Origin of the sequence: Solibacillus isronensis, from assembly GCF_900168685.1 — a bacterium.
Taxonomy (GTDB): domain Bacteria; phylum Bacillota; class Bacilli; order Bacillales_A; family Planococcaceae; genus Solibacillus; species Solibacillus isronensis_A.
In genome coordinates, this window is the sequence record NZ_FVZN01000013.1 from 309,346 (window position 1) to 329,791 (window position 20,446).

Below are 20,446 nucleotides of genomic sequence, written 5' to 3' on the forward strand. Positions count from 1 at the left end.
ACTGTTCGTTTCCACAATAAGAGCGTACGAAATATCTTACTATGGAGGTTACTAATTCATGTTTACCCAATCATCCCAATCTCAAGACAATCAAATGCCTTTTTCAACAAATCATGGTGCCCATGAAATACTGGATGTACATGAAGTACTAAGCGCGATGATCGGCGGATTAAACCAATTCGTCCTGCTTCGCGATCAAATTCAAGATAGCGAGCTTTTATCTATTTTGGATCGTCAGTACGCTTTTATGCTTGATGAGTACAATATTACGATGGAAGCCTTTAAAACAGGTCATGATCCAAAACACCCTACACGCAGCTACAGTATGAACATGGGGAACGATACAATTTATGGCATCAAACCTGGTGAGCCGAAAAAACCGATCACTTCAGCAAGTGAAATTAATGATGCGATTATTTCAGGCTTCTTGCTAAGCGTTCATAAAATGGGAGCTTCAGGGAAAACAGTAGCTGCTTTAGAAAGCACAAACCCTGTTGTTCGTCGTGTACTGCAAGATTCAGTACCAAACTGCATCGAAATGGCCTACGAACTTTCACTGTATCAAAACAAAAAAGGCTATTACCAAGTACCACAACTATCACCACAGGATATGAGCACAATGCTCAATATGTACGGTCAAGCAGAACAAGCAAAAAATATGCCTAACTAGTATGCCCAATAAACTATACGAATGAATCATTGTATAGTTTCAATTTTCAAATAATTAATCCAATATTTACAATAAATATTTCAGGCAGAAGTACAAACAATAGGAACGGTGCTCGTTACACCCACTACGATGAAGGAGGCGCTTTTATGAAAAATATTCGTGAAGGTTTAATTCCGACTGTACTTGGATCAGCTGTCACTGCAACGGGGTATGCAATGAAACAAAAAATCGGTACGAACAAGATGATTGCCAATACCATTTTCGGTTTCGGCCTTGCCCATATTGTATTAGGGGCAATTGACCTTGTAGAACATCGTAAGTAATAAAAGCAGGATTATCTGCTTTTATGAAAAGCTGGCTCAAAGAATCATTACGATTCTTTACAGCCAGCTTTTTTCCTTTCTATTTCGAGACTGAAAACAGCTTAACCCCAACTTAGAAAGGGATTAAGCTGTTTATATTTATAAGAATTATTAATTAAATAAGAGTAAAACAATACCCACAAAAATAATCATATTTGCTGGAATTAACGAACAATTAAAAAAGCACAAACGCTATTCCAGTGTTTGTGCTAAATGTTATTAAATCATATCATATTAATATGCCTTTTATTTATCCGCACTAAGGCGGGATTTCCATCGAAAAATTCAAAAGAACTCTCTGTATAAACCCCAGTATATTTTCTACGATTGCTCCTTTTTAAGGTGATATATCGTAAAGCAGAAATCGCTTCTCGCTGGCTCACCCCCCTGCCCCTTAAGTTAAAGGCCAAATTCCTTCAGCCCGATTTAATCCATATTATATCCACATTCCTCGCAAAACTTTTTCGGTTCATCGTAGACTTCATTACAGTTGGCGCAATTGTATATATAGGACGCCGTAATATCGTCAATCGTTTGCTTTGCTTTCATGTCGGGCGTAATTTCCTCCTCTTCGACACCCGCTAATTTACTCAGCTCATTCAATTCTTCAATATCTTTTTCCAGCTGCGCAATCGTGTTTTCTTTCGCCTCAATTTGCGCGAGCTGATAATTCACCATGCTGACTGAAAACAGGCTGTTGCGGTTCAAATTGACGATTTCCCCGATTTGCTGTTTCAGCACTCTGATTTCTTCTTCAATTCCGTTGATTTGTTTTCGCAGTTTGGACCGGTCGACCGCAAAAGACGTTTTACTGCTAAGCGTCGTCACCTTCTTGTTGACTTTCTTCCTCCATTTCTGAAATGTGCCTTTCCCTTCACCCATAAGAAACCCTCCACTTCGATCAGAAATTTTTCTGGATTCAACTGGTGCATCCACTTGTTCTGATTCAAAATATGTGTTTCCATGTCGAAATATGCCTTTATTATAAATTTTCTCACGAAATAAAAAAGGCGCATCCCGTAAGGAAATGCGCCCGCCACTCAAAATTTTCAACTGCTTAATTGTTCCAACAGTTTACTGGAGAAATATTTTCTTGTGTCTGCCATTTTAATATGCAGTAAACGCTCCTCATGAGTTGCTGGATTGATAAACGTAACGAAAGCTCCTTCCAGATTCTCATCGATCGTTTTAATAATATAGTTTTCAGCAAGCAGTTCATCAATTTGCTGAATTTCTTTTTCTACAAACTGAAATTCTGACATGATCGCACCTCGTTTACATTTAATCTGTGGAAGCTGTTTGCTCTACACCAATCGGTTCTGGAACAGCGTCAATTTCCCAGCTGCGTCCCGCTGTAATGCCTAAATACTCATCATCGCTCGGATTCACGATTTCAGCTTGCGGATACTTCTTGAACCACCAGTATTTCGCCAGCACATAATAGATGGCTGCCCCTACAAAGAAGCCGATAAGTGAAGAGAATGATGGCCAAATATTCGCGATCAGACCGCCAATTACCCAAGCGATAATCCCCGCTACATTGACACCTTTCAAATAGCGATATTGCCCTTCCGCCTCATAAAGGTCCTTTACATTTACTCGTCGCTTACGGAGCAAGTAATAGTCAGCGAATAAAATACCAACAATTGAAGAAAGGATACCGCCAACAACGAGCAGTACGCTATTTAAAATATCGAACAAGCTCCAAGGCTGAACAATTGTTCCGACAATACCGGCAATAACTACACCAACCCAGAACGGTACTTTCGGTCCGCCGATATTCGAGAAAATCGTCGCAGCCGGAATAACGTTCGCAGAAGTATTTGTCGACCATTGCGCCAGTACGATCATCGATAACAGCATTACTAGGACAATACCGCCTGCCGCTTGCTGAAGTGCGTTGATCGGGTCACCTGAACCAGTCGACATATAACAAACCGCACCAATGACGATCATCAGTGTATTGAAAATTGGCTGAACTACTAGTGAACCTAGTAATTGTGTTCTATTTCGTTTAAACCAGTTACGCTCATTTTTCGGTGCTTTGAAGTGACGAGAAAGCGTCGGCATATCCGCAGCCAATGTCGCCCAGAAACCCATGATTGCAGTAGCAACTACCATGAATGCCGTAAACTGTTCAAAACCTGTTTGCGGTGCTTCCACCCATGACCATACCGCTTTGCCTTGCTCTTTCGCTTCAGCAGATAATTGCAAATACATCCAAATCGAAATAAAGATAATGACCGGTGCAGCGAAATCAGCGAAACGTTCAATTGATTTAATCCCTAGCGATACGTTGAACAACTGCAACGTCGCGAATACTAGGAAACAGATAAACCAGTTGTCAAAGCCGACAAGAATGTTCAGAATACCATTGATCGCCAATGCCCCGAAATACGTGTTGATCCCGAACCAGCACGATGCTGTAAATGCACGGGCAAATGACGGGAAGTGCGTGCCGATTGTTCCGAATGGAGCACGCATGTAAACAGGAAACGATAATCCGTGTTCAACACCGATATCCCCGATGACGACCATGAAGATCCCGATTAGAATCGAGCCGACTAGTGTCGCCAGAATGAGCATCGGCATACTAAGATTGACAATTCCTCCTGCACCGATCGCGAATGCCGCGAGTACAATGGCCATCCCAACCCAGATGACGCCAAAGCCCATCATACTAATACTGCGGTTTTCGTGTGTCACAGGAAGTAAATCTGGTGATTTTAAATAGTTACTATTTGTGTCTTTTCTGTCTGACATCGCTACACCTCTCTTTATTCAATTTTTTGGTCTAAAGAGGACGCAGGTCAGTCACCCGTTGTCGCTTGATGCGACGCTGTTAGACTGACATTCATCCTTAAAAAATTTGTGCCAACTACCTCGCAACACTTGAACTGCTCGGAGCAAATCCTGCAATTAGTTTCTGTCTTTCATTCCACGTCATCGGCGGCTGTGTCGGAACAAGTTCCTTCATCGTAATCGCACCTTCTGCCGGACAGACAATCGAACATAAATTACAGCCTACGCAGTCTTCCTCACGCACTTTCAACATTGGACGGCCATCTTCTGTATACAGATCGATACATTGATGGGACGTATCTTCACAGGCAATATGGCATTTATTACAGTTGATGCAAACATCATTATTGATCTCTGCAACAACTTTATAATTTAAGTCTAAATCTCCCCAATCCGAATATTTCGGTACTGTTTTGCCGACTAAATCCATAACCGATTTCAAGCCTTTATCGTCTAAATAATTGCTTAAACCATCGATCATATCTTCAACAATGCTGAAGCCATGGTGCATTGCCGCCGTACAAACTTGCACACTAGTCGACCCCATTAAGATGAACTCAGCAGCGTCCTGCCAGTTCGAAATACCGCCAATCCCGGAAATCGGTAAATTGATATACGGACTTCTTGCACACTCGCCCACCATGTTCAGTGCAATTGGCTTTACGGCCGGTCCGCAATAACCTCCGTGTGCCCCTTTATTGCCAACATGCGGAATTGTGTTCCAAGAGTTCAGATCAACACCGGCCAAACTATTGATCGTGTTGATCATACTAATTGCGTCAGCACCGCCGCGCACCGCTGCTTCCGCCGTTACAGTAATATCCGTAATATTCGGTGTCAGCTTGACGATGACCGGAACTTCAGCAAATTCTTTCGCCCAATATGTCTGCTTTTCCACCAGGTCAGGCACTTGACCCGAAGCGGCTCCCATGCCACGTTCCGCCATACCATGTGGGCAGCCGAAGTTTAATTCGAAGCCATCTACCCCAACATCCTGGACTCTTTTCACGATTTCATGCCATTTCTCGGCTTTCGGCTCGACCATTAACGAAGCGATGATTGTATGGTCCGGGAATCGTTTTTTCGTTTCATAAATTTCCTTTAAGTTCACTTCGAGCGGTCGGTCTGTGATGAGCTCAATATTGTTGAAGCCCGCCACCTTTTGACCATTAAAACTAACAGCAGCAAAGCGAGAGGAAACGTTTAAAATAGGGTCGCCCAACGTTTTCCATACAGCGCCGCCCCAGCCCGCTTCAAATGCACGCTGTACTTGATAGCCGGAGTTTGTCGGTGGTGCCGATGCCAACCAAAAAGGATTAGGTGACTTAATACCAGCAAAATCTATTCGTAAATCTGCCATTTCAATTCCCCCTATGCAATTTCTGAATTTGCGTTTAGTTCATAATGAATCGCGTAAGCCGAATCTTTGCCTTGCTGCGCCGCCGATACAACTGTCGCCTCACCGTACCCGTTGCCGTAAATCGCATCACCGCAAGCGTAAATTTTCGGATTGGATGTCTTTAAGCTACCGTGATCAACATCAATCACACCGCGTGTATTTGCCAATCCTAAATGTTCAATCAGCTCATACTGCTTCGTTTGGCCGATCGCCCGAATCACCGCATCCGCCTCAATCACAAATTCAGAACCAGGAATTTCCGTTAACGTCCCTTTTCCACCTTCGATATCCGTCAGTTTCATTTTGATGCATTCCATTCCGATCACTTTACCGTTTTCGTCGCCAATAATGCGCTTCGGTAATGTCAGCCATCTGAATTCAACACCGTCCTGCTTCGCAAAATCGAATTCAAAATCATATGCCGTCATTTCGTTTGATGTACGACGGTAAACGATTTGCACCTGCTCAGCACCCAATCTTACAGAACATGTCGCTGCATCAATCGCTGTATTACCAGCACCGATAACTAGCACTTTTTTGCCCAGCACCCGATCAGTAAATGAAGATTTTGATTCCTTTACGAAATCAATCGCATCATATACACCGTCTAGGTTTTCGCCTTCAATGCCAAGCATCGGTACTTTCCCCATACCAACCGCTACAATGATGCGGTCATAGTTTTCAAGCAGTTCATCAACTAATACATCTTCGCCGATCTTCGTGCCCGTTCTAATTTCAACACCCAGGTTTTGTACTTGCTGCACCTCCCACTCAACAACATCTTGCGGCAGACGGAATGAAACGATGCCGTAGTAATTCAGACCACCCGCTTTTTCATCCGCTTCGAAAATCGTCACACCGTACCCTAGCAATGCCAGTTCACGTGCAGCAGATAACCCTGCCGGTCCGCTTCCGATAATCGCGACTTTCTTGCCGTTTGTCGGTTGTGGTGTAAACAGATTGACATTCGACTCACGCAGCCAGTCCGTTGCATAGCGCTGAAGATGACCAATTTGAATCGGTTTTTCTTCACTGTTCAACACACAAGCCCCCTCACAAAGCTCGATTGTTGGACAAACGCGCGCACAGCTTGCACCTACCGGATTTGATTCCATAATGACACGAGCAGAACCTTTCATATTATTCGAAGCAATTTTCTTTATAAAGCTCGGAATATTAATGCTCGTTGGACATGCCTTTACGCAAGGCGGATCATAGCAATACAAACAACGATTCGCTTCCACAGTTGCCGCGTATGTTGTTAAGCCATCAAATATCTCTTCAAAGTTCTTCGCTAAACTATTGCTCATTTCATAACAACCCTCTCCAGTTTGATTTGTTATTACTTTTAGCTGTTGATATCTTCATTCAGGCTCTACAGATGGTCACCAACTGCCGATGAAGATAAGCCCCGGTGGATGTCACAGATTTTTTAATGGAATTAATGTCAGCCTAAAAACTCGCATCGAGCGACAAAGGCTGACTGACCCATGAATCTGGACGCAATTACATAAAAGCGTAATCGCCCTTGTTATGAAGTTACTTTAGTGGAACCTTTTACTTCACGACGGATATACTTGCCGCTTCCAAGTTGTCCGACGAATTTTTTATCTTGAATGACATATTCACCGCGCACTAGCACACTTGTCGGCTCACCCGTTACTTCCAACCCTTCAAATGCGTTGTAGTCCACATTCATATGATGTGTTTCCGCAGAGATCGTACGTTTTACTGTCGGATCAAATAATACGATATCCGCATCCGAACCTACCGCGATCGTTCCTTTTTTAGGGAATAGCCCAAAAATCTTCGCAGACTGCGTTGAAATCATATCGACAAACTCGTTTTCCGTAATGCGGCCTTTCGCAACACCTTCTGAATACAGTACTGAGAAACGGTCTTCGATAAACGGTCCACCATTCGGGATTTTTGAGAAGTCGTTCTTCCCTAAAGTTTTCTTGCCGTTGAAGCTGAATGAACATTGGTCTGAACCAATCGTTTGCAGCTGCTTCGCCTTCAATGCATTCCACAATACTTCCTGATGCTCTACAGGACGTAACGGCGGAGACCATACATATTTCGCACCTTCAAAGTTCGGCTTTTCCAATGCTGTCTGGTCAAGCACTAAATACGGCGGACAAGTCTCACCTAACACATTGTAGCCTTTATTACGTGCCGAAATGATTTCATCAACCGCTTCTTTACACGTTACATGCACGACATATAATTGCGCTCCAGCTAAGTTTGCCAGCTCAATCGCACGCTTCGTCGCTTCCCCTTCTACTTCAGGCGGACGAGTAAGCGCATGATAAATCGGCTCCGTCTGACCATTCGCTTTCGCTTCTTCTACTAATTCATCGATAACCGATCCGTTTTCACAGTGGACCATAACTGTTGCACCAAGCTTCTTTCCAACTTTAAATGCCTGGAATAGCGTACGGTCCGTCGCCTGGAATTCCTTCGCATAAGCAAGGAACACTTTGATCGAACTGATCCCGCCTCGTTCCAATGCTTCCGGTAATTCCTGCAGACGCTGTTCATTTAAATCACCAATCATTAAATGGAAGCCATAGTCAATTACGGCTTTATCTTTTGCTTTGCCATGCCAAGTATCGATCGCATCCATCAATGTTGGCGAGCCCGCACTAATACAGAAATCGATAATTGTCGTTGTTCCTCCGTATGCCGCAGCAATTGTTCCTGATTGCCAGTCATCATCTGTTACCGTGTTGTTGAACGGCATATCGAGATGGGTATGAGGGTCAATACCACCCGGGAATAAAAGCTTTCCTGTCGCATCAATAATTTCCGCTTCCGCATCATCTATTTTTGCTGCAATTTGAGTAATGATCCCATCCTCAATCAGCACATCCCCTTTAAACGTATCCGCAGCAGTAACAATTGTTCCCCCAGTAATAATCTTTTTCATATGAACCCTCCTAGTTTTCTAGTAATTTCTATTGAAAAAATGAAAAACCAAAGTGCATCTAGTATTTGAGAATATTTACTAGTTTTTAAGCATATAATTTAATATATAGTATTATATGTAACTATTAGTAACATAATATCTAAATAACGGAAAAAATTTTAAAAAATATTTTCCGTCGCTGAATATCTTGCGAATCCTTCATATACATAACTTTACTGAATATTTTGACTAAAATTAATATACAAAAGGTAATTTTTTCCGTAAATATTTTAGACAAAAGGTTAAAAGTTGTAAGGAAATATTCTATATTTATGTAAGTTTTTCTAACATAATGTATTGTTTTTGTCGGGTATCTATTAGGAGTGAGGTTTTCTCGGAAGTTTTCTAATATATTCGGAGGAAGTTCTAATATATTTTTATTTGTTCTAATAAAAGTTGGATTTTCTAATATATCGTCCTATTGTTCTAATATGTATAGGCAATGTTCTAATATCTCCTCACGATCTTCAAATATCCACCCCGTTTCTTCTAATATCTGCCGGCAATGTTCTAATAAAACTATAAACCCGCATCCACCCGAGCCTAAATCTGCATCTACCAACCCCATTACCACCCAATCTTCTAATAAACACGCGAACTATTCTAATGACCGGTCTACTTCTTCTAATATCCATAACAAATGTTCTAATAAAATATAAACCCGCCTCTACCCGAACCTAAATCAGTACCCACGAACTCTCATTACCGCCCTTTCTTCTAATATCCGCCACAAATGTTCTAATAAAACCACACTCCCGCGTTGCCCGCCAGCCATCCCCAATAAAAATCAAAAAAACAGCCTAACCCCACATCCGGAATCAGGCTGTTTCTTCATGTATTTTAGTTATTGCTAGGGAAAGCGAACGTCGATGCTGTCGTTTCTGTTGTGTCTGGCCAGCGTTCCGATACCGTTTTCGTTTTCGTAAAGAATCGGGCCTGATCCGGACCAAACATATGCCCTTCACCAAAGCGCGAACCTTTAAAGCCGGCAAAGTTATGATAGCCGACAGGGATTGGAATCGGCACATTGACGCCGACCATGCCTACATCAATCTCCGTTGTAAACTTGCGCGCTGCCGCACCATCATTCGTGAAGATCGTAACCCCGTTCGCCAAGTCCTGACCGTTAATGAAATCAATGGCCTCCGAAAGCGAGTTTACACGCACAACATTACGAGCCGGACCGAAAACTTCCTCATCGAAAATTTCCATCTCCTTCGTAATATTGTCCAGTAATGTCGGACCGACGAAGAAGCCTTCCGAGTTTTTCACGATATCCAGTTCACGGCCGTCCACTACAACTGTCGCACCTTGACGTTCAGCTAAATCGATTGCTTTCAAAATATTCTCTTTCGATTCTTTTGAAATAACCGGACCAAAATCCGTGCCCTCTTCTTTATAGCTGCCCACTTTTAAGTTGCTGATTTTCTCTTTCAAAATAGCAACAAGTCGGTCAGCCGTCTCTTCACCAACCGGCATAATTGTAGAGATCGCCATGCAACGTTGGGAAGCCGCACCATATGCTGCACCGATAAACGCGTTCGCCACTTGCTCTAAATCCGCATCCGGCATAACGACCATATTGTTTTTACCGCCGCCTAGAGCAGTTACGCGCTTACCGTATTTTGAACCCGTTTCATAAATATATTTCGCAACAGGTGTTGAGCCGACAAATGAAATTGCCTGAACAGTCGGGTTTTCCAGCAGTTCATTTACCGCATCTTTACTGCCGTTTACTACTGTCCAGATCCCGTCCGGCAATCCAGCTTTTTTCCATAGCTCACTGACAAACAGCGAAGTCATCGGCACCTTTTCGGATGCTTTTAAAATAACCGCATTCCCGACAGCGACCGCCATCGATGTTTGCGCTAACGGTACCATGATCGGGAAGTTAAATGGCGAGATCGCCGCAACAACACCTAAAGGATACTTCGCAGAGTAGGCATTAATTTGACCACCTACATTTACCGAATATTCCCCTTTTACAAGATGAGGCGCACCGATTGCCAAGTCAACCGATTCCAGTGCACGTGTCACTTCACCGCGCGCATCCTCCAACGTTTTTCCGCTCTCCGTACAAATAATATCCAACAGCTGATCCATATTTTCTGTCAGTAAAAATCGGAAACGCATCAACACTTCTGCACGCTTCGCAACAGATAAATCGCGCCATGCCGGGAAAGCCGCTTTTGCTGCTGCAATAGCTTCACGTGTTTCTTCAGCTGTCGCAATCGGAACTTCGGCAATTACTTCGCCTGTCGTCGGGTTATAAACTTTCGAATAGTTGCTGCTCTTCCCTTCGACCAATTCCCCATTGATAAAATGTGTTAATTTTTTTACCGAAACTGCTTCTGTCATTATGAAGATCCCCCTTTATTTAATACTGTTCACTGCTTCAATCACTGTATTGGCAATCAGATCTTTTTCCTCCAATGAAATTGAAAGCGGTGGTGACAGCGTTAATATATTATTGAAGTTCGCTACCGTTACACCGTTTTTCCCGATAATGACGCCCTTTTTCTTACAGTAGGCAATCACTGCATTGACGCGCTCAACATCAAGCGGTGTTTTCGTTTCCTTGTTTTCAACAAGCTCAATACCGATCAATAATCCTTTTCCGCGAATATCGCCTACAAAAGGATGATCCTCTAAATTTTCTTTCAATGTGCGCTTAAGCGATTCTCCGAGTACTACGGATTGCTCAAATAAATTTTCGCGCTCCATAATTTCAATGTTTTTCAGTGCCACCGCACATGCGACCGGTGAACCGCCAAATGTATTAATATGACGGAAAAATTCATATTCCCCATTCGCGACAAACTGCTCGTAAATTTCACGGCGGATTGCAGTTGCTGATAATGGCATGTAGGCACTTGTTAACCCTTTAGCCATCGTCACAATATCCGGCTTAATGCCATAGTTTTGGAATCCGAACGCTGTACCTGTACGTCCGAAACCGCAGATTACTTCGTCAACAATTAACAGCGCACCATGTTTCTCGCACACTTCCTTTACGCCTTTCAAGTAATCTTCATTCGGCACAATGACACCGCCACCTGTAATGATCGGCTCCATAATAACCGCGGCAATCGTTTCGGACATTTCCCAAGTCATCACCTGGTCAATGTTTTTCACACTTGGCAATGTCGTAGCATCGCCGTTTACCGTTTCTTCAGGGTTCCGGTATTGGTCAGGTGGTGCTACATGTAAAAAGCCGGGTGCAAGCGGCTCGTATTTATATTTGCGCTGCGCTTGGCCTGTTGCTGCCAACGCGCCCATTGAACTTCCATGATAAGCACGGTAGCGGGAGATGATTTTATAGCGGTTTGTATCACCTTTTTGCTGATGATATTGTCTTGCCACTTTAAACGCCACTTCATTTGCTTCCGATCCGCTGTTCGAATAGAAGACGACATATTCGTCACCAAGCAACTCACTGATTTTCTCGCTCAGTAAAATCGCTGGTGTGTGCCCATTCGTTAGCGGTGTATATGAGTTTTTAAGCATTTGCTCGTAAGCTGTGTCGGCAATCTCCTTACGACCATAACCAATATTTGTACACCAAAGCCCTGCCATTGCATCTAAATATTTATTGCCATCGATGTCTGTCAGCCAAGCCCCTTCTGCTCGTTCTACGATAAATGTTGCTTCCGGGTTATAAGGCTTCATCGAGTGCCATACATGTTTTTCGTCATTTGCTTTCCAGTTATACTCTACATATTGGCTCATGCATTTCCCTCCTACATTCCTAAACTCTATTTCTATTTTCGCTTATTGGAAGATTAAGGGCATTATACATAGTGTAAAATGGATGTTTGCCTCGATTTCACATTAAGGCCAAAGAGCTTACTAGACCACGCCTCCTAAACCTTCACACCCTCATAATAATTATGCTTCGTCATGAGCAGCATGATTTCCAGGCAGAGACGGTTTTCGTATTTCATAAAATCATTGCCGATGATCTGCTCCACTTTTTCCAGGCGGTGATAAAGAGTTTGGCGGACGATGAACAGTTTTTCGGCGGTTTCCTTTTTTAATCCGTTACACTGAAAATACACATCAAGCGTTTGGATCAGATTCGCGTTATGCTTGCTGTCATACTGACTAAGCATTTCAATTTTTTCCTTCGCTGCCTGCATAAGACTGCTGTTGTTTTGCAGAACTTTCACCATATGGTACAGCACCAGTTCATCGTAGAAATATGAATGCTCCATATGTTTCATCCGGATCTGCAACGTTTCCTGTGCTGTTTGATAGCTTTCTTTTAATTCATTGTAATGCGAAACATATTTCCCAACAGCAATAAGCATGTCCTGTTTATTTTGCTGGATCATCTCATTCATCACGCGGTTCATCCGCTCTTTATACGTAGCCCCTTGCGCCAGATCGTTAACAATGAAAATCAAATATTGGGACTGCTCGACAATAAATGTGTAAAACCCTTCCTTCTGCAATGCCTGACGAAGATTGATTTTGTAATTCGTTAAATCTTTTTTCGCATTTTTCCTTCTCAGCTGATGAATCATAACCATCCAGCCGTTATGCTTCAGCTTCTGGTCAATCTCTTCGATGAAATAAAGCAATTCATCATCGCTGTTTTCACCTTCAAGCCACTTCTCGAAAAACTTCCGGTTCTCGCTTTCCAATTTTTCTTCAATATATAAATCTCTTAAAATAAACTGCGACAGTGTAACAACTGTGCGGTCCAAAATAAGCAAATCCAACTCCGTCATTTCTCTTTTTTCGGAATAGATATAGACCGTGCCGTACAATTGATCAAATAAATTTACTTCAATCTTTGCTTTATGTTTACTACCTAAACGATCAATATACTTTTTGCAATTTTCAATCTTTTTATCCGGGATTGCGAGACTTGTTCCTTTTTTCACATCAAAATAAATATCCACATTTAAATACTTTTGCATATACTGCAAAATCTTTACTTTGTCATTCACCTTCAGAACATAGTTGTTAATCTTCTGGGAGTAATCTTCGAGCTGCCTTAAAATATCGTATTGCTGATGAATGATCGCTGTATGCAAATCTTGCGTAATACCGACAAACGGGACAATCTCCTGAAATACAATAAGCGGAAAATCCAGTTCATCTGCCAGACTGATCACACTTTCCGGAACCGTTTGAATGTACATTCCCAACTCAATACATAGCCCGGCTACATGTAATTCGCTCAGCTGCTTTACAAAATTTAAAAAACCTTGTTCATTATCCTTTAAAATGACGCCCGTTGTCAGAATGAGCTCATTTCCTCTTATAAGCTGCTTCACATCGGTTACTTCCAATATATGAATCCATTTGATCGCACGGTTTAAGCCGGTTTGACCTGCGACGACCTTTGCTGATTCAAAGTATTTTCGATTTAGAACTTCTTTTACGGTTAACATAAGCAGCCCCCTATCATTAACAATTCGTCCATACAATTATTGTAACATTTTACATTAAGTATATATTAATTTGTTATATGCTAGTGCTAATGTTTATATATTATTGAATTTAAGGGGGACATTTATGTTAAAAACAAATCGCGAACGACTTCAAAACACGATTGATTTATTCAGCCAATTTGGGGCAACAGAAAATAATGGTGTCACACGTTTAAGCCTATCTCCCGAAGATATTCTCGCGCGTAACAAGTTCAAGGAAATTTGCGAACAGCTTGGTATGATCGTAACGGTTGATGATATGGGCACTATGTATGCAACACTTCCTTCCAACTCCGATAATTTACCGATTGTCATCGGCTCACACTTGGATTCAGTCATTAAAGGCGGACGCTTCGATGGAGTGCTTGGTGTTTTAACTGCACTGGAAGCCGTCCAAACGATTATTGATGAAAAACTCGAACTGGATCATCCTATTACTATCGTAAACTTCACAAATGAAGAAGGTGCACGTTTTGAACCGTCATTAATGGCTTCAGGTGTTCTTTCAGGAAAATTCGAAAAGGAAAAGATGCTCGCTTCAACTGACCCTAAAGGGGTAACATTTGAACAAGCCCTGAAAGAAAGCGGCTATGAAGGCGATGTCGCAAACCGTCTGACAGAGGCCCATGCGTATTTGGAGCTTCATATTGAACAAGGTCCCGTGCTGGAACATTATAAAAAAGAAATCGGTGTCGTGGAAGGCGTTCTTGGCATGGTATGCTATGACATCACATTAACCGGCGAATCGAACCATGCGGGAACTACCCCTATTTCCATGCGTAAAGACAGTATGTTTGCCGCGATGCAAATCATTTCAATTCTGCAAAATAAATTAAAACAGCTTCCTGAAGATCTTGTTTATACGATCGGGCGCATCAATGCCTACCCGAATATTCATACAGTTATCCCTAGTCAAGTAACATTCTCGTTGGAATCCCGCCATCAAGACCCGGCAGTTATTCAGCAAGTGGAGCAGATTATTTTCGACCTTCCGAAAGAAATCGAAAATTGCGAGCTAAGCTATGAAAAACTATGGAGCCGGGATACAGTGTATTTTGCACCGGAAGTTGTCCATGCTGTAGCGGCAAGTACAGATGAACTGGGCTATTCACGCCATCATATGTTCAGCGGTGCCGGCCACGATGCTCAATTTATCGCAGGCTACATTCCTTCTACGATGATTTTCGTTCCAAGTGCGAAAGGCTATAGTCACCGCGAAGATGAATATACATCTTACGAAGAATGTTCAAAAGGTGCGGATGTCCTTGTTAATGCAGTATTGAAAGTAGCCGAATCTTCGGTTTCACCCGTAAAGTCTGCTAGTGTAAAGTAAAGGTTTTTATGATGAAATCAATAGAATTGCCCTCCTCTTTTTATTAGGTGAACATACTATATGGTACCTACTATAAGGAGGTGGGATGATGAGACGTCCTGCAATGGGGTTCTGCTTTCCTGGCTACCGTTACTGCGGACCGGGATGCAGCGGACCTGGTGCACCAACGAATGCAGTAGATAATTGCTGCCTGAACCATGATGCTTGTTATGCATACGGATACGATAAAAGATATTGTGACGCGATCTTTCAGCAATGTTTAAATCAATACAAAAACCCCTCAACAAAAATGGGGAGGGACGCAAATTTATTTTCCAGAGCGATTCGGTTAAAGAATTTTCTAATATAAACTAAAAACACAGGCATGAATTCCTTTACCATAAAGGGTTCATGCCTGTGTTTTCTTATTAATCGATCTTCTGACCTGTAATTTCTTCTAATTTACCGTTTTCTTTAATTTTTGCTAGACCTTCGTTTAAACGGTTCAGTAACTCTGTGTTACCCTTTTTCACCATAAAGCCGTAATACTCTTTTTCGAACTCATCTGATTCAATTGCTTTTAATCCTGAATCTGGATTGTTCTTTAAGTATTCGATTACAACGGCATTATCGCCAAACGCTGCAACTGTTGCACCATTGATTACTTCCTGGAAAGCAACTGGCTGGTTTTCATAAGCTAAAATTTTTGAACTTGATTTTCCTTGCAGGTTTTGTGCAGCAATATGGCCTGTCGTATTAATTTGAACAGAGATTTTTTGATCTTTTAACTCATCCAATGTTTCAATAGTTGAATCTTCCTTCACAACGATCATTAATGACGCTTCATAATATGGATCTGTAAAGTCATACGTTTCTTTACGCTCATCTGTAATGGTGATGCCTGATGCACCTAAGTCCAGTTCACCATTCGTAATTTGTTGGAATACCGGCTCCCAACCTACATTTCGGAATTCGATTTCCGAACCAATTTCTTCACCGATTGCTTTCATAATATCAACATCGATACCGACAATTTCACCTTTATCGTTCATCGATTCAAATGGGGCAAATGTTGCTTCTGTTCCGACTAGCAGCTTTTTACCGCCACCTTCTCCAGATGTTGCACTTCCTGATGTTCCATCGTCTGCTGTACCGCATGCGGCTAAAATGATTGTTAATGTCATTAGCAGCATCGTTATTAAAAACTTCTTTGTTTTGAACATTATAAAACCCCCTCTATTTTTGTTAAGATTATACATTTTTTAGTAAAACCACACAATATGCAATTCTAAATCTTCTGATAGTTTGATTTATAAAGATTCCTCAAGGAGTCGCCTCCCCTGAATTCCAACCATTTGCGTGCTCTCTACTAAATATAAAAAACTACCTTCTACTACTCATCATAATAGAAGATAGTTTCCATTCTCTTATAGAACTTTTCCTAAAAAGGCTTTTGTACGTTCGTTTTGCGGGTTGCCGAATACTTCATCCGGGTGGCCTTGCTCTACGATGTAGCCGCCATCCATAAACAGTACACGGTCGCCTACTTCACGTGCGAAGCCCATTTCATGTGTTACGACAACCATTGTCATACCTTCTTTTGCAAGGTTTTTCATTACTTCCAGAACCTCTTTAACCATTTCCGGGTCAAGGGCTGACGTTGGCTCGTCAAACAGCATCACTTTCGGCTTCATTGCCAACGCGCGGGCAATCGCTACACGCTGCTGCTGACCGCCTGATAGCTGCTGCGGATAGTTATATGCCTTTTCACGCAAACCGACCTTATCCAATAGCTCCAGTGCCAGTTTTTCGGCATCGGCTTTGTTCAGTTGGCGAATTTGCATTGGAGCCATCGTAATATTATCGATGACCGACATATGCGGGAATAGGTTGAACTGCTGGAACACCATTCCCACTTCTGTACGGATTTCGTTAATATTTGTTTTCGGATCATTAATTTTAGTACCTTCAATATAGATTGCACCATCCGTTACTTCTTCCAGCAAATTCATGCAGCGAAGAAACGTTGATTTCCCAGAACCAGATGGCCCGATGACACAAACTACCTCTTTTTCATGTACTTCATAATCGATCCCTTTTAACACTTCGAGCTTGCCAAAATGCTTGTGTAAGTTTTCTACTTTAATCATTTATGCGCGCTCCTTTTTCTTACGTGGGTTGTAATTAATATCAACTCGTTTTTCGATAAATGCAATGAGCTTCGTTACAGCATACGTCAATACAAGGTACAGGAACGCCGCGAATAAATACGGCTCCCAGAAACGCTGATACGTTCCGGCTACTACTTTACTTACGTATAAAATTTCGGCTCCGGCGATTACCGTTACAAGTGAAGAATCTTTTAACAGTGCGATAAATTCATTTCCTAAAGGTGGGATCATGCGACGGAACGCCTGCGGTAAAATAACTTTGCGCATCGCCTGGCTATGCGTTAACCCTAATGACCTTGCAGCTTCCATTTGCCCTTTGTCGATCGACTGGATCCCTGCACGGAAAATTTCTGCATTGTAAGCGGCGCTGTTTAAAATCAGGCCGACAATACCCGATACCCACCAACCTTGTGAAGTTCCAAAAATAGTTGGAATAACAGCTAAGTGAATTAATAATAATTGTACGAGCATTGGCGTACCACGGAATACGTCGACATAAATTTTAGCCGGCCAGTATATCCATTTTTTTGTTGAAACTTGGCCTAATCCTAAAACTAGACCGAATATGATACCACCAATATAACCACATGCTGTTAAAACAATAGTCGCCCAAAGTCCTTTTGCATATAGTTCACGGTAGTTCCAGATTATATCCCAACGGAAAAAATCTAAAAAATCCATCTGAAACCCTCCAATAAATTAAAATGTAGCTTATTCGATTTCCGTACCTGTAATTTCAGCTAACTTACCATTGTCTTTAATTTTTTGAAGACCTTCATTTAAAATATCCAATAGCTCTTTGTTGCCCTTTTTCACCATAAAGCCAAAGTAATCTTTCTCAAATGAAGTATCTTCTACCGCTTTTAAGCCTGAATCAGGATTGTTTTCAAGGTAATCTAAAATTACTGCATTATCACCGATAGCGGCATCTGCTGCACCTGTCAGTACTTCTGTTAAAGCAACAGAGAAGTTTTCATATGCCAAAATTTTCGAACTTGCAACACCTTGAAGTTCCTGTGCTGCGATATGACCTGTCGTATTAATTTGTACCGCGATTTTTTTGTCTTTAATATCTTCCAATGATGCAACTGTTGAACCTTCTTTTGTCACGATCAGTAAAGTCGCTTCATAATAAGGGTCTGTAAAGTCATATGATTCTTTACGCTCATCTGTGATTGTAATAGCCGCTGCACCCATATCTACTTCACCAGTTGTTACTTGGCTCATCATAGAGTCCCAGCCTACATTCTTCACTTCTGTTTCAATGCCCATCTCTTCGCCGATCGCTGCTAAAATCTCTGAATCTAATCCGACAACATTACCTTTATCATCTAAGTATTCAAATGGTGCATATGTAGCTTCCGTACCTGCAACAATTTTCTTATATTCTTTATCACCTGTTGATGAAGATTCGTCCGCTCCACACGCTGTTAAAATCATTGAAGCTGCAGCTAAAGGTGCTGCCCATTTAAATAGTTTTCTAGTACTCATTATGAATATCCTCCTGGATGTAGTAGTTTTTTTGTTAATAACATGTTCAATTATATTAATTCCACAATTAATATACAACATTTAATTTTTAAAAAATTGATTATTATTGCAGTATGATGAATTAATATAACAAAATTGACGGTATATTTGCATATAATTTAATATTTATTCACTCGATTACTATTTCATTATTGTATTCCCCTCTCCAGAAAGACTCTCGCATCATTACATATATTCCCTGTTTTTTATAATATATGTTAATTGGATGGGTATTTTTTAACAAAAATAAAAAAACTGCACAAGAGGAACTCCCTCTCATGCAGTCTTGAAATTGTTATTTAGTTAGAGAACGAATGAAGGATAAAAAGAACCGGTACAGTGATTCCTTCTATCCTAATGAAACTTCATTCTCTATTGCAAAAAAACCTCAGATGATTTTTTGCAATTGATATTGAAACGTATATTAAAACAGTAAAATGGTGCCCCCTAAAGGACATGATAGTATGGTCTATCTAACTAGTTTTGTAAAAACACAACATTTAATAATGTACTAATTTTCTACATATATTTCAAGTAGGAAAAGTGCTTTTTTACAAAGAAATTTAATTTTTTAGGTGAAGAGCGTTTAAATTAGATTAGTTTCGGAAACTTATAGTGTAGCGTCAAAATTAAACTGTAGAAAAATGGAAGAGAAAGATTATTTTTACTTCATGCTGGTCAATAATAATCTTTAAAAAGAAAGCGCCCTCGGAGGGAATCGAACCCCCAGCCTCAGAACCGGAATCTGAAGTGTTATCCATTACACCACGAGGACATATAAATAAGTATATGAGCAACTTTTTTCATTATACAGATGGAACCCCTTATTTTCAACTGTAAAAATCAGAGTTTATATTTGACCATAACTGACTAATACGTGTATGATAGGTTTACAGCTGAAATATTTGTCAATTTCAGCAAAAGTAATCGAATATAAGCTTTAACAAAGGGAGGATTTTTCAATGAACTTAATTCCTACAGTTATTGAACAAACAAACCGCGGCGAACGTGCATATGACATTTATTCACGTTTACTTAAAGACCGCATCATTTTATTAGGTAGTGGGATTGACGATAATGTTGCGAACTCAATCGTAGCACAGCTATTATTTTTAGAAGCTGAAGATCCAGATAAAGACATCTACCTATATATCAACTCACCAGGTGGCTCTATCACTTCAGGTATGGCGATCTACGATACAATGAACTTCATCAAACCTGATGTATCAACAATCTGTATCGGTATGGCTGCTTCAATGGGTGCATTCCTGCTTTCTGCTGGTGCAAAAGGCAAACGTATTGCATTACCAAACGCAGAAGTAATGATTCACCAACCACTTGGCGGAGCACAAGGTCAAGCAACAGAAATTGAAATCGCTGCAAAACGTATTTTACACTTACGTGAAAAATTAAACCGCATCATGGCTGAAAACAGTGGCCAAGATTACGAAACGTTGGCACGCGACACAGATCGTGACAACTTCATGTCTGCAGAGCAAGCATTAGAGTACGGTCTTATCGATAAAATTTATGAGCGTAACCAATTAAAATAATCGATTCATTCAAGCATACAAGATTCGTCTTGTATGCTTTTTTGTATTCAAAAATAATATAAGACATAATCCAAAAAAGCCATTTTTCTCTCTGGGAGAAAAATGGCATTTTTTCGCTGTGCGTAAAAATTGATTTCCATTCCGGGATGCTTTCCGCGGGCGTGGCCTGAGCCTGTAGTCTCAGGCGTCACGCTATTCCCGCAGGAAGCTTTGCTTGTGACTGTCGCTTACGCTTTCG

General features: G+C 41.3%; 18 protein-coding genes and 1 tRNA gene. 5 read left to right on the plus strand and 14 right to left on the minus strand.

The features are described 5' to 3' along the window. The first annotated feature begins 58 nt into the window (after window positions 1-58). Together B5473_RS08145 and B5473_RS08150 are read left to right on the plus strand one after the other, a co-directional pair. Entirely contained in the window at window positions 59-670 is a 612-nt protein-coding gene (locus B5473_RS08145) for a spore coat protein (protein WP_079524416.1), read from the plus strand. 146 nt (window positions 671-816) lie between these two features. Further along, complete coding sequence (locus B5473_RS08150; protein ID WP_079524417.1) at window positions 817-993, plus strand: asparagine synthase; 177 nt, start codon at window positions 817-819, stop codon at window positions 991-993. Window positions 994-1,458: 465 nt separating this feature from the next. On the opposite strand, the gene B5473_RS08155 is transcribed toward B5473_RS08150, so the two are convergent. From B5473_RS08155 to B5473_RS08195, 9 genes are all read right to left on the minus strand, one after another. Continuing rightward, entirely contained in the window at window positions 1,459-1,914 is a 456-nt protein-coding gene (locus tag B5473_RS08155; protein WP_079524529.1) for a nucleotide-binding protein, read from the minus strand. A gap of 167 nt (window positions 1,915-2,081) precedes the next feature. Then, window positions 2,082-2,294 carry a hypothetical protein gene (locus B5473_RS08160; RefSeq protein ID WP_079524418.1) on the minus strand — a complete coding sequence of 71 codons (213 nt, stop codon included), beginning with the start codon at window positions 2,292-2,294 and terminating at the stop codon, window positions 2,082-2,084. Between the two features lie 19 nt (window positions 2,295-2,313). Beyond that, window positions 2,314-3,795: an NCS1 family transporter gene (locus B5473_RS08165; protein WP_079524419.1), complete on the minus strand. Its 1,482-nt coding sequence runs from the start codon at window positions 3,793-3,795 to the stop codon at window positions 2,314-2,316. 115 nt (window positions 3,796-3,910) lie between these two features. Beyond that, window positions 3,911-5,194 carry an NAD-dependent dihydropyrimidine dehydrogenase subunit PreA gene (preA, locus tag B5473_RS08170; protein WP_079524420.1) on the minus strand — a complete coding sequence of 428 codons (1,284 nt, stop codon included), beginning with the start codon at window positions 5,192-5,194 and terminating at the stop codon, window positions 3,911-3,913. An 11-nt stretch (window positions 5,195-5,205) separates the two neighbouring features. Continuing rightward, the gene (locus tag B5473_RS08175; protein ID WP_079524421.1) at window positions 5,206-6,543 is read right to left on the minus strand and encodes an NAD(P)-dependent oxidoreductase; all 1,338 of its coding nucleotides are present in this window, start codon (window positions 6,541-6,543) and stop codon (window positions 5,206-5,208) included. A 221-nt stretch (window positions 6,544-6,764) separates the two neighbouring features. Continuing rightward, the gene (hydA, locus tag B5473_RS08180; protein ID WP_079524422.1) at window positions 6,765-8,162 is read right to left on the minus strand and encodes a dihydropyrimidinase; all 1,398 of its coding nucleotides are present in this window, start codon (window positions 8,160-8,162) and stop codon (window positions 6,765-6,767) included. Between the two features lie 879 nt (window positions 8,163-9,041). After that, window positions 9,042-10,559, minus strand: a complete 1,518-nt coding sequence (locus B5473_RS08185) for a CoA-acylating methylmalonate-semialdehyde dehydrogenase (protein WP_079524423.1) — start codon at window positions 10,557-10,559, stop codon at window positions 9,042-9,044. A 15-nt stretch (window positions 10,560-10,574) separates the two neighbouring features. Continuing rightward, the gene (locus B5473_RS08190) at window positions 10,575-11,930 is read right to left on the minus strand and encodes an aspartate aminotransferase family protein (RefSeq protein WP_079524424.1); all 1,356 of its coding nucleotides are present in this window, start codon (window positions 11,928-11,930) and stop codon (window positions 10,575-10,577) included. Window positions 11,931-12,064: 134 nt separating this feature from the next. Next, window positions 12,065-13,603: a PucR family transcriptional regulator gene (locus tag B5473_RS08195; RefSeq protein WP_079524425.1), complete on the minus strand. Its 1,539-nt coding sequence runs from the start codon at window positions 13,601-13,603 to the stop codon at window positions 12,065-12,067. Window positions 13,604-13,727: 124 nt separating this feature from the next. Between B5473_RS08195 and B5473_RS08200 the strand changes: the two genes are divergently transcribed. Then, window positions 13,728-14,975, plus strand: coding sequence for a Zn-dependent hydrolase (locus B5473_RS08200; protein ID WP_079524426.1), 1,248 nt, complete (start codon window positions 13,728-13,730; stop codon window positions 14,973-14,975). Window positions 14,976-15,063: 88 nt separating this feature from the next. Further along, window positions 15,064-15,324 (plus strand): Parvovirus coat protein VP1-like protein, encoded by a 261-nt coding sequence (locus B5473_RS08205; RefSeq protein WP_368483373.1) that lies wholly within the window; start codon window positions 15,064-15,066, stop codon window positions 15,322-15,324. 58 nt (window positions 15,325-15,382) lie between these two features. Here B5473_RS08205 and B5473_RS08210 read toward each other — a convergent pair whose 3' ends face one another. The 5 genes from B5473_RS08210 to B5473_RS08230 form a co-directional block, all read right to left on the minus strand. Beyond that, window positions 15,383-16,177, minus strand: coding sequence for a basic amino acid ABC transporter substrate-binding protein (locus B5473_RS08210; RefSeq protein ID WP_079524428.1), 795 nt, complete (start codon window positions 16,175-16,177; stop codon window positions 15,383-15,385). Between the two features lie 204 nt (window positions 16,178-16,381). Further along, on the minus strand, window positions 16,382-17,104 hold the full coding sequence (locus B5473_RS08215) for an amino acid ABC transporter ATP-binding protein (protein ID WP_079524429.1): 723 nt from the start codon (window positions 17,102-17,104) through the stop codon (window positions 16,382-16,384). Next, on the minus strand, window positions 17,105-17,806 hold the full coding sequence (locus B5473_RS08220; protein WP_079524430.1) for an amino acid ABC transporter permease: 702 nt from the start codon (window positions 17,804-17,806) through the stop codon (window positions 17,105-17,107). 30 nt (window positions 17,807-17,836) lie between these two features. After that, complete coding sequence (locus B5473_RS08225; protein WP_079524431.1) at window positions 17,837-18,616, minus strand: basic amino acid ABC transporter substrate-binding protein; 780 nt, start codon at window positions 18,614-18,616, stop codon at window positions 17,837-17,839. 742 nt (window positions 18,617-19,358) lie between these two features. Then, window positions 19,359-19,430 (minus strand) — tRNA-Arg (locus B5473_RS08230). A 187-nt stretch (window positions 19,431-19,617) separates the two neighbouring features. On the opposite strand from B5473_RS08230, the gene clpP reads away from it, so the two are divergent. Next, window positions 19,618-20,208, plus strand: a complete 591-nt coding sequence (gene clpP / locus B5473_RS08235) for an ATP-dependent Clp endopeptidase proteolytic subunit ClpP (RefSeq protein WP_079524432.1) — start codon at window positions 19,618-19,620, stop codon at window positions 20,206-20,208. Window positions 20,209-20,446: the final 238 nt, after the last annotated feature.

What these genes read in the sequence shown, in the direction of transcription:
- B5473_RS08175 (WP_079524421.1), bottom strand. Translation starts at nt 6,543, where the DNA reads ATGAGCAATAGTTTAGCGAAGAACTTTGAAGAGATATTTGATGGCTTA.
- clpP (WP_079524432.1), top strand. Translation starts at nt 19,618, where the DNA reads ATGAACTTAATTCCTACAGTTATTGAACAAACAAACCGCGGCGAACGT.
- B5473_RS08195 (WP_079524425.1), bottom strand. Translation starts at nt 13,603, where the DNA reads ATGTTAACCGTAAAAGAAGTTCTAAATCGAAAATACTTTGAATCAGCA.
- B5473_RS08225 (WP_079524431.1), bottom strand. Translation starts at nt 18,616, where the DNA reads ATGAGTACTAGAAAACTATTTAAATGGGCAGCACCTTTAGCTGCAGCT.
- B5473_RS08145 (WP_079524416.1), top strand. Translation starts at nt 59, where the DNA reads ATGTTTACCCAATCATCCCAATCTCAAGACAATCAAATGCCTTTTTCA.
- B5473_RS08200 (WP_079524426.1), top strand. Translation starts at nt 13,728, where the DNA reads ATGTTAAAAACAAATCGCGAACGACTTCAAAACACGATTGATTTATTC.
- B5473_RS08220 (WP_079524430.1), bottom strand. Translation starts at nt 17,806, where the DNA reads ATGGATTTTTTAGATTTTTTCCGTTGGGATATAATCTGGAACTACCGT.
- preA (WP_079524420.1), bottom strand. Translation starts at nt 5,194, where the DNA reads ATGGCAGATTTACGAATAGATTTTGCTGGTATTAAGTCACCTAATCCT.
- hydA (WP_079524422.1), bottom strand. Translation starts at nt 8,162, where the DNA reads ATGAAAAAGATTATTACTGGGGGAACAATTGTTACTGCTGCGGATACG.
- B5473_RS08210 (WP_079524428.1), bottom strand. Translation starts at nt 16,177, where the DNA reads ATGTTCAAAACAAAGAAGTTTTTAATAACGATGCTGCTAATGACATTA.
- B5473_RS08190 (WP_079524424.1), bottom strand. Translation starts at nt 11,930, where the DNA reads ATGAGCCAATATGTAGAGTATAACTGGAAAGCAAATGACGAAAAACAT.
- B5473_RS08160 (WP_079524418.1), bottom strand. Translation starts at nt 2,294, where the DNA reads ATGTCAGAATTTCAGTTTGTAGAAAAAGAAATTCAGCAAATTGATGAA.
- B5473_RS08165 (WP_079524419.1), bottom strand. Translation starts at nt 3,795, where the DNA reads ATGTCAGACAGAAAAGACACAAATAGTAACTATTTAAAATCACCAGAT.
- B5473_RS08185 (WP_079524423.1), bottom strand. Translation starts at nt 10,559, where the DNA reads ATGACAGAAGCAGTTTCGGTAAAAAAATTAACACATTTTATCAATGGG.
- B5473_RS08155 (WP_079524529.1), bottom strand. Translation starts at nt 1,914, where the DNA reads ATGGGTGAAGGGAAAGGCACATTTCAGAAATGGAGGAAGAAAGTCAAC.
- B5473_RS08150 (WP_079524417.1), top strand. Translation starts at nt 817, where the DNA reads ATGAAAAATATTCGTGAAGGTTTAATTCCGACTGTACTTGGATCAGCT.
- B5473_RS08215 (WP_079524429.1), bottom strand. Translation starts at nt 17,104, where the DNA reads ATGATTAAAGTAGAAAACTTACACAAGCATTTTGGCAAGCTCGAAGTG.
- B5473_RS08205 (WP_368483373.1), top strand. Translation starts at nt 15,064, where the DNA reads ATGAGACGTCCTGCAATGGGGTTCTGCTTTCCTGGCTACCGTTACTGC.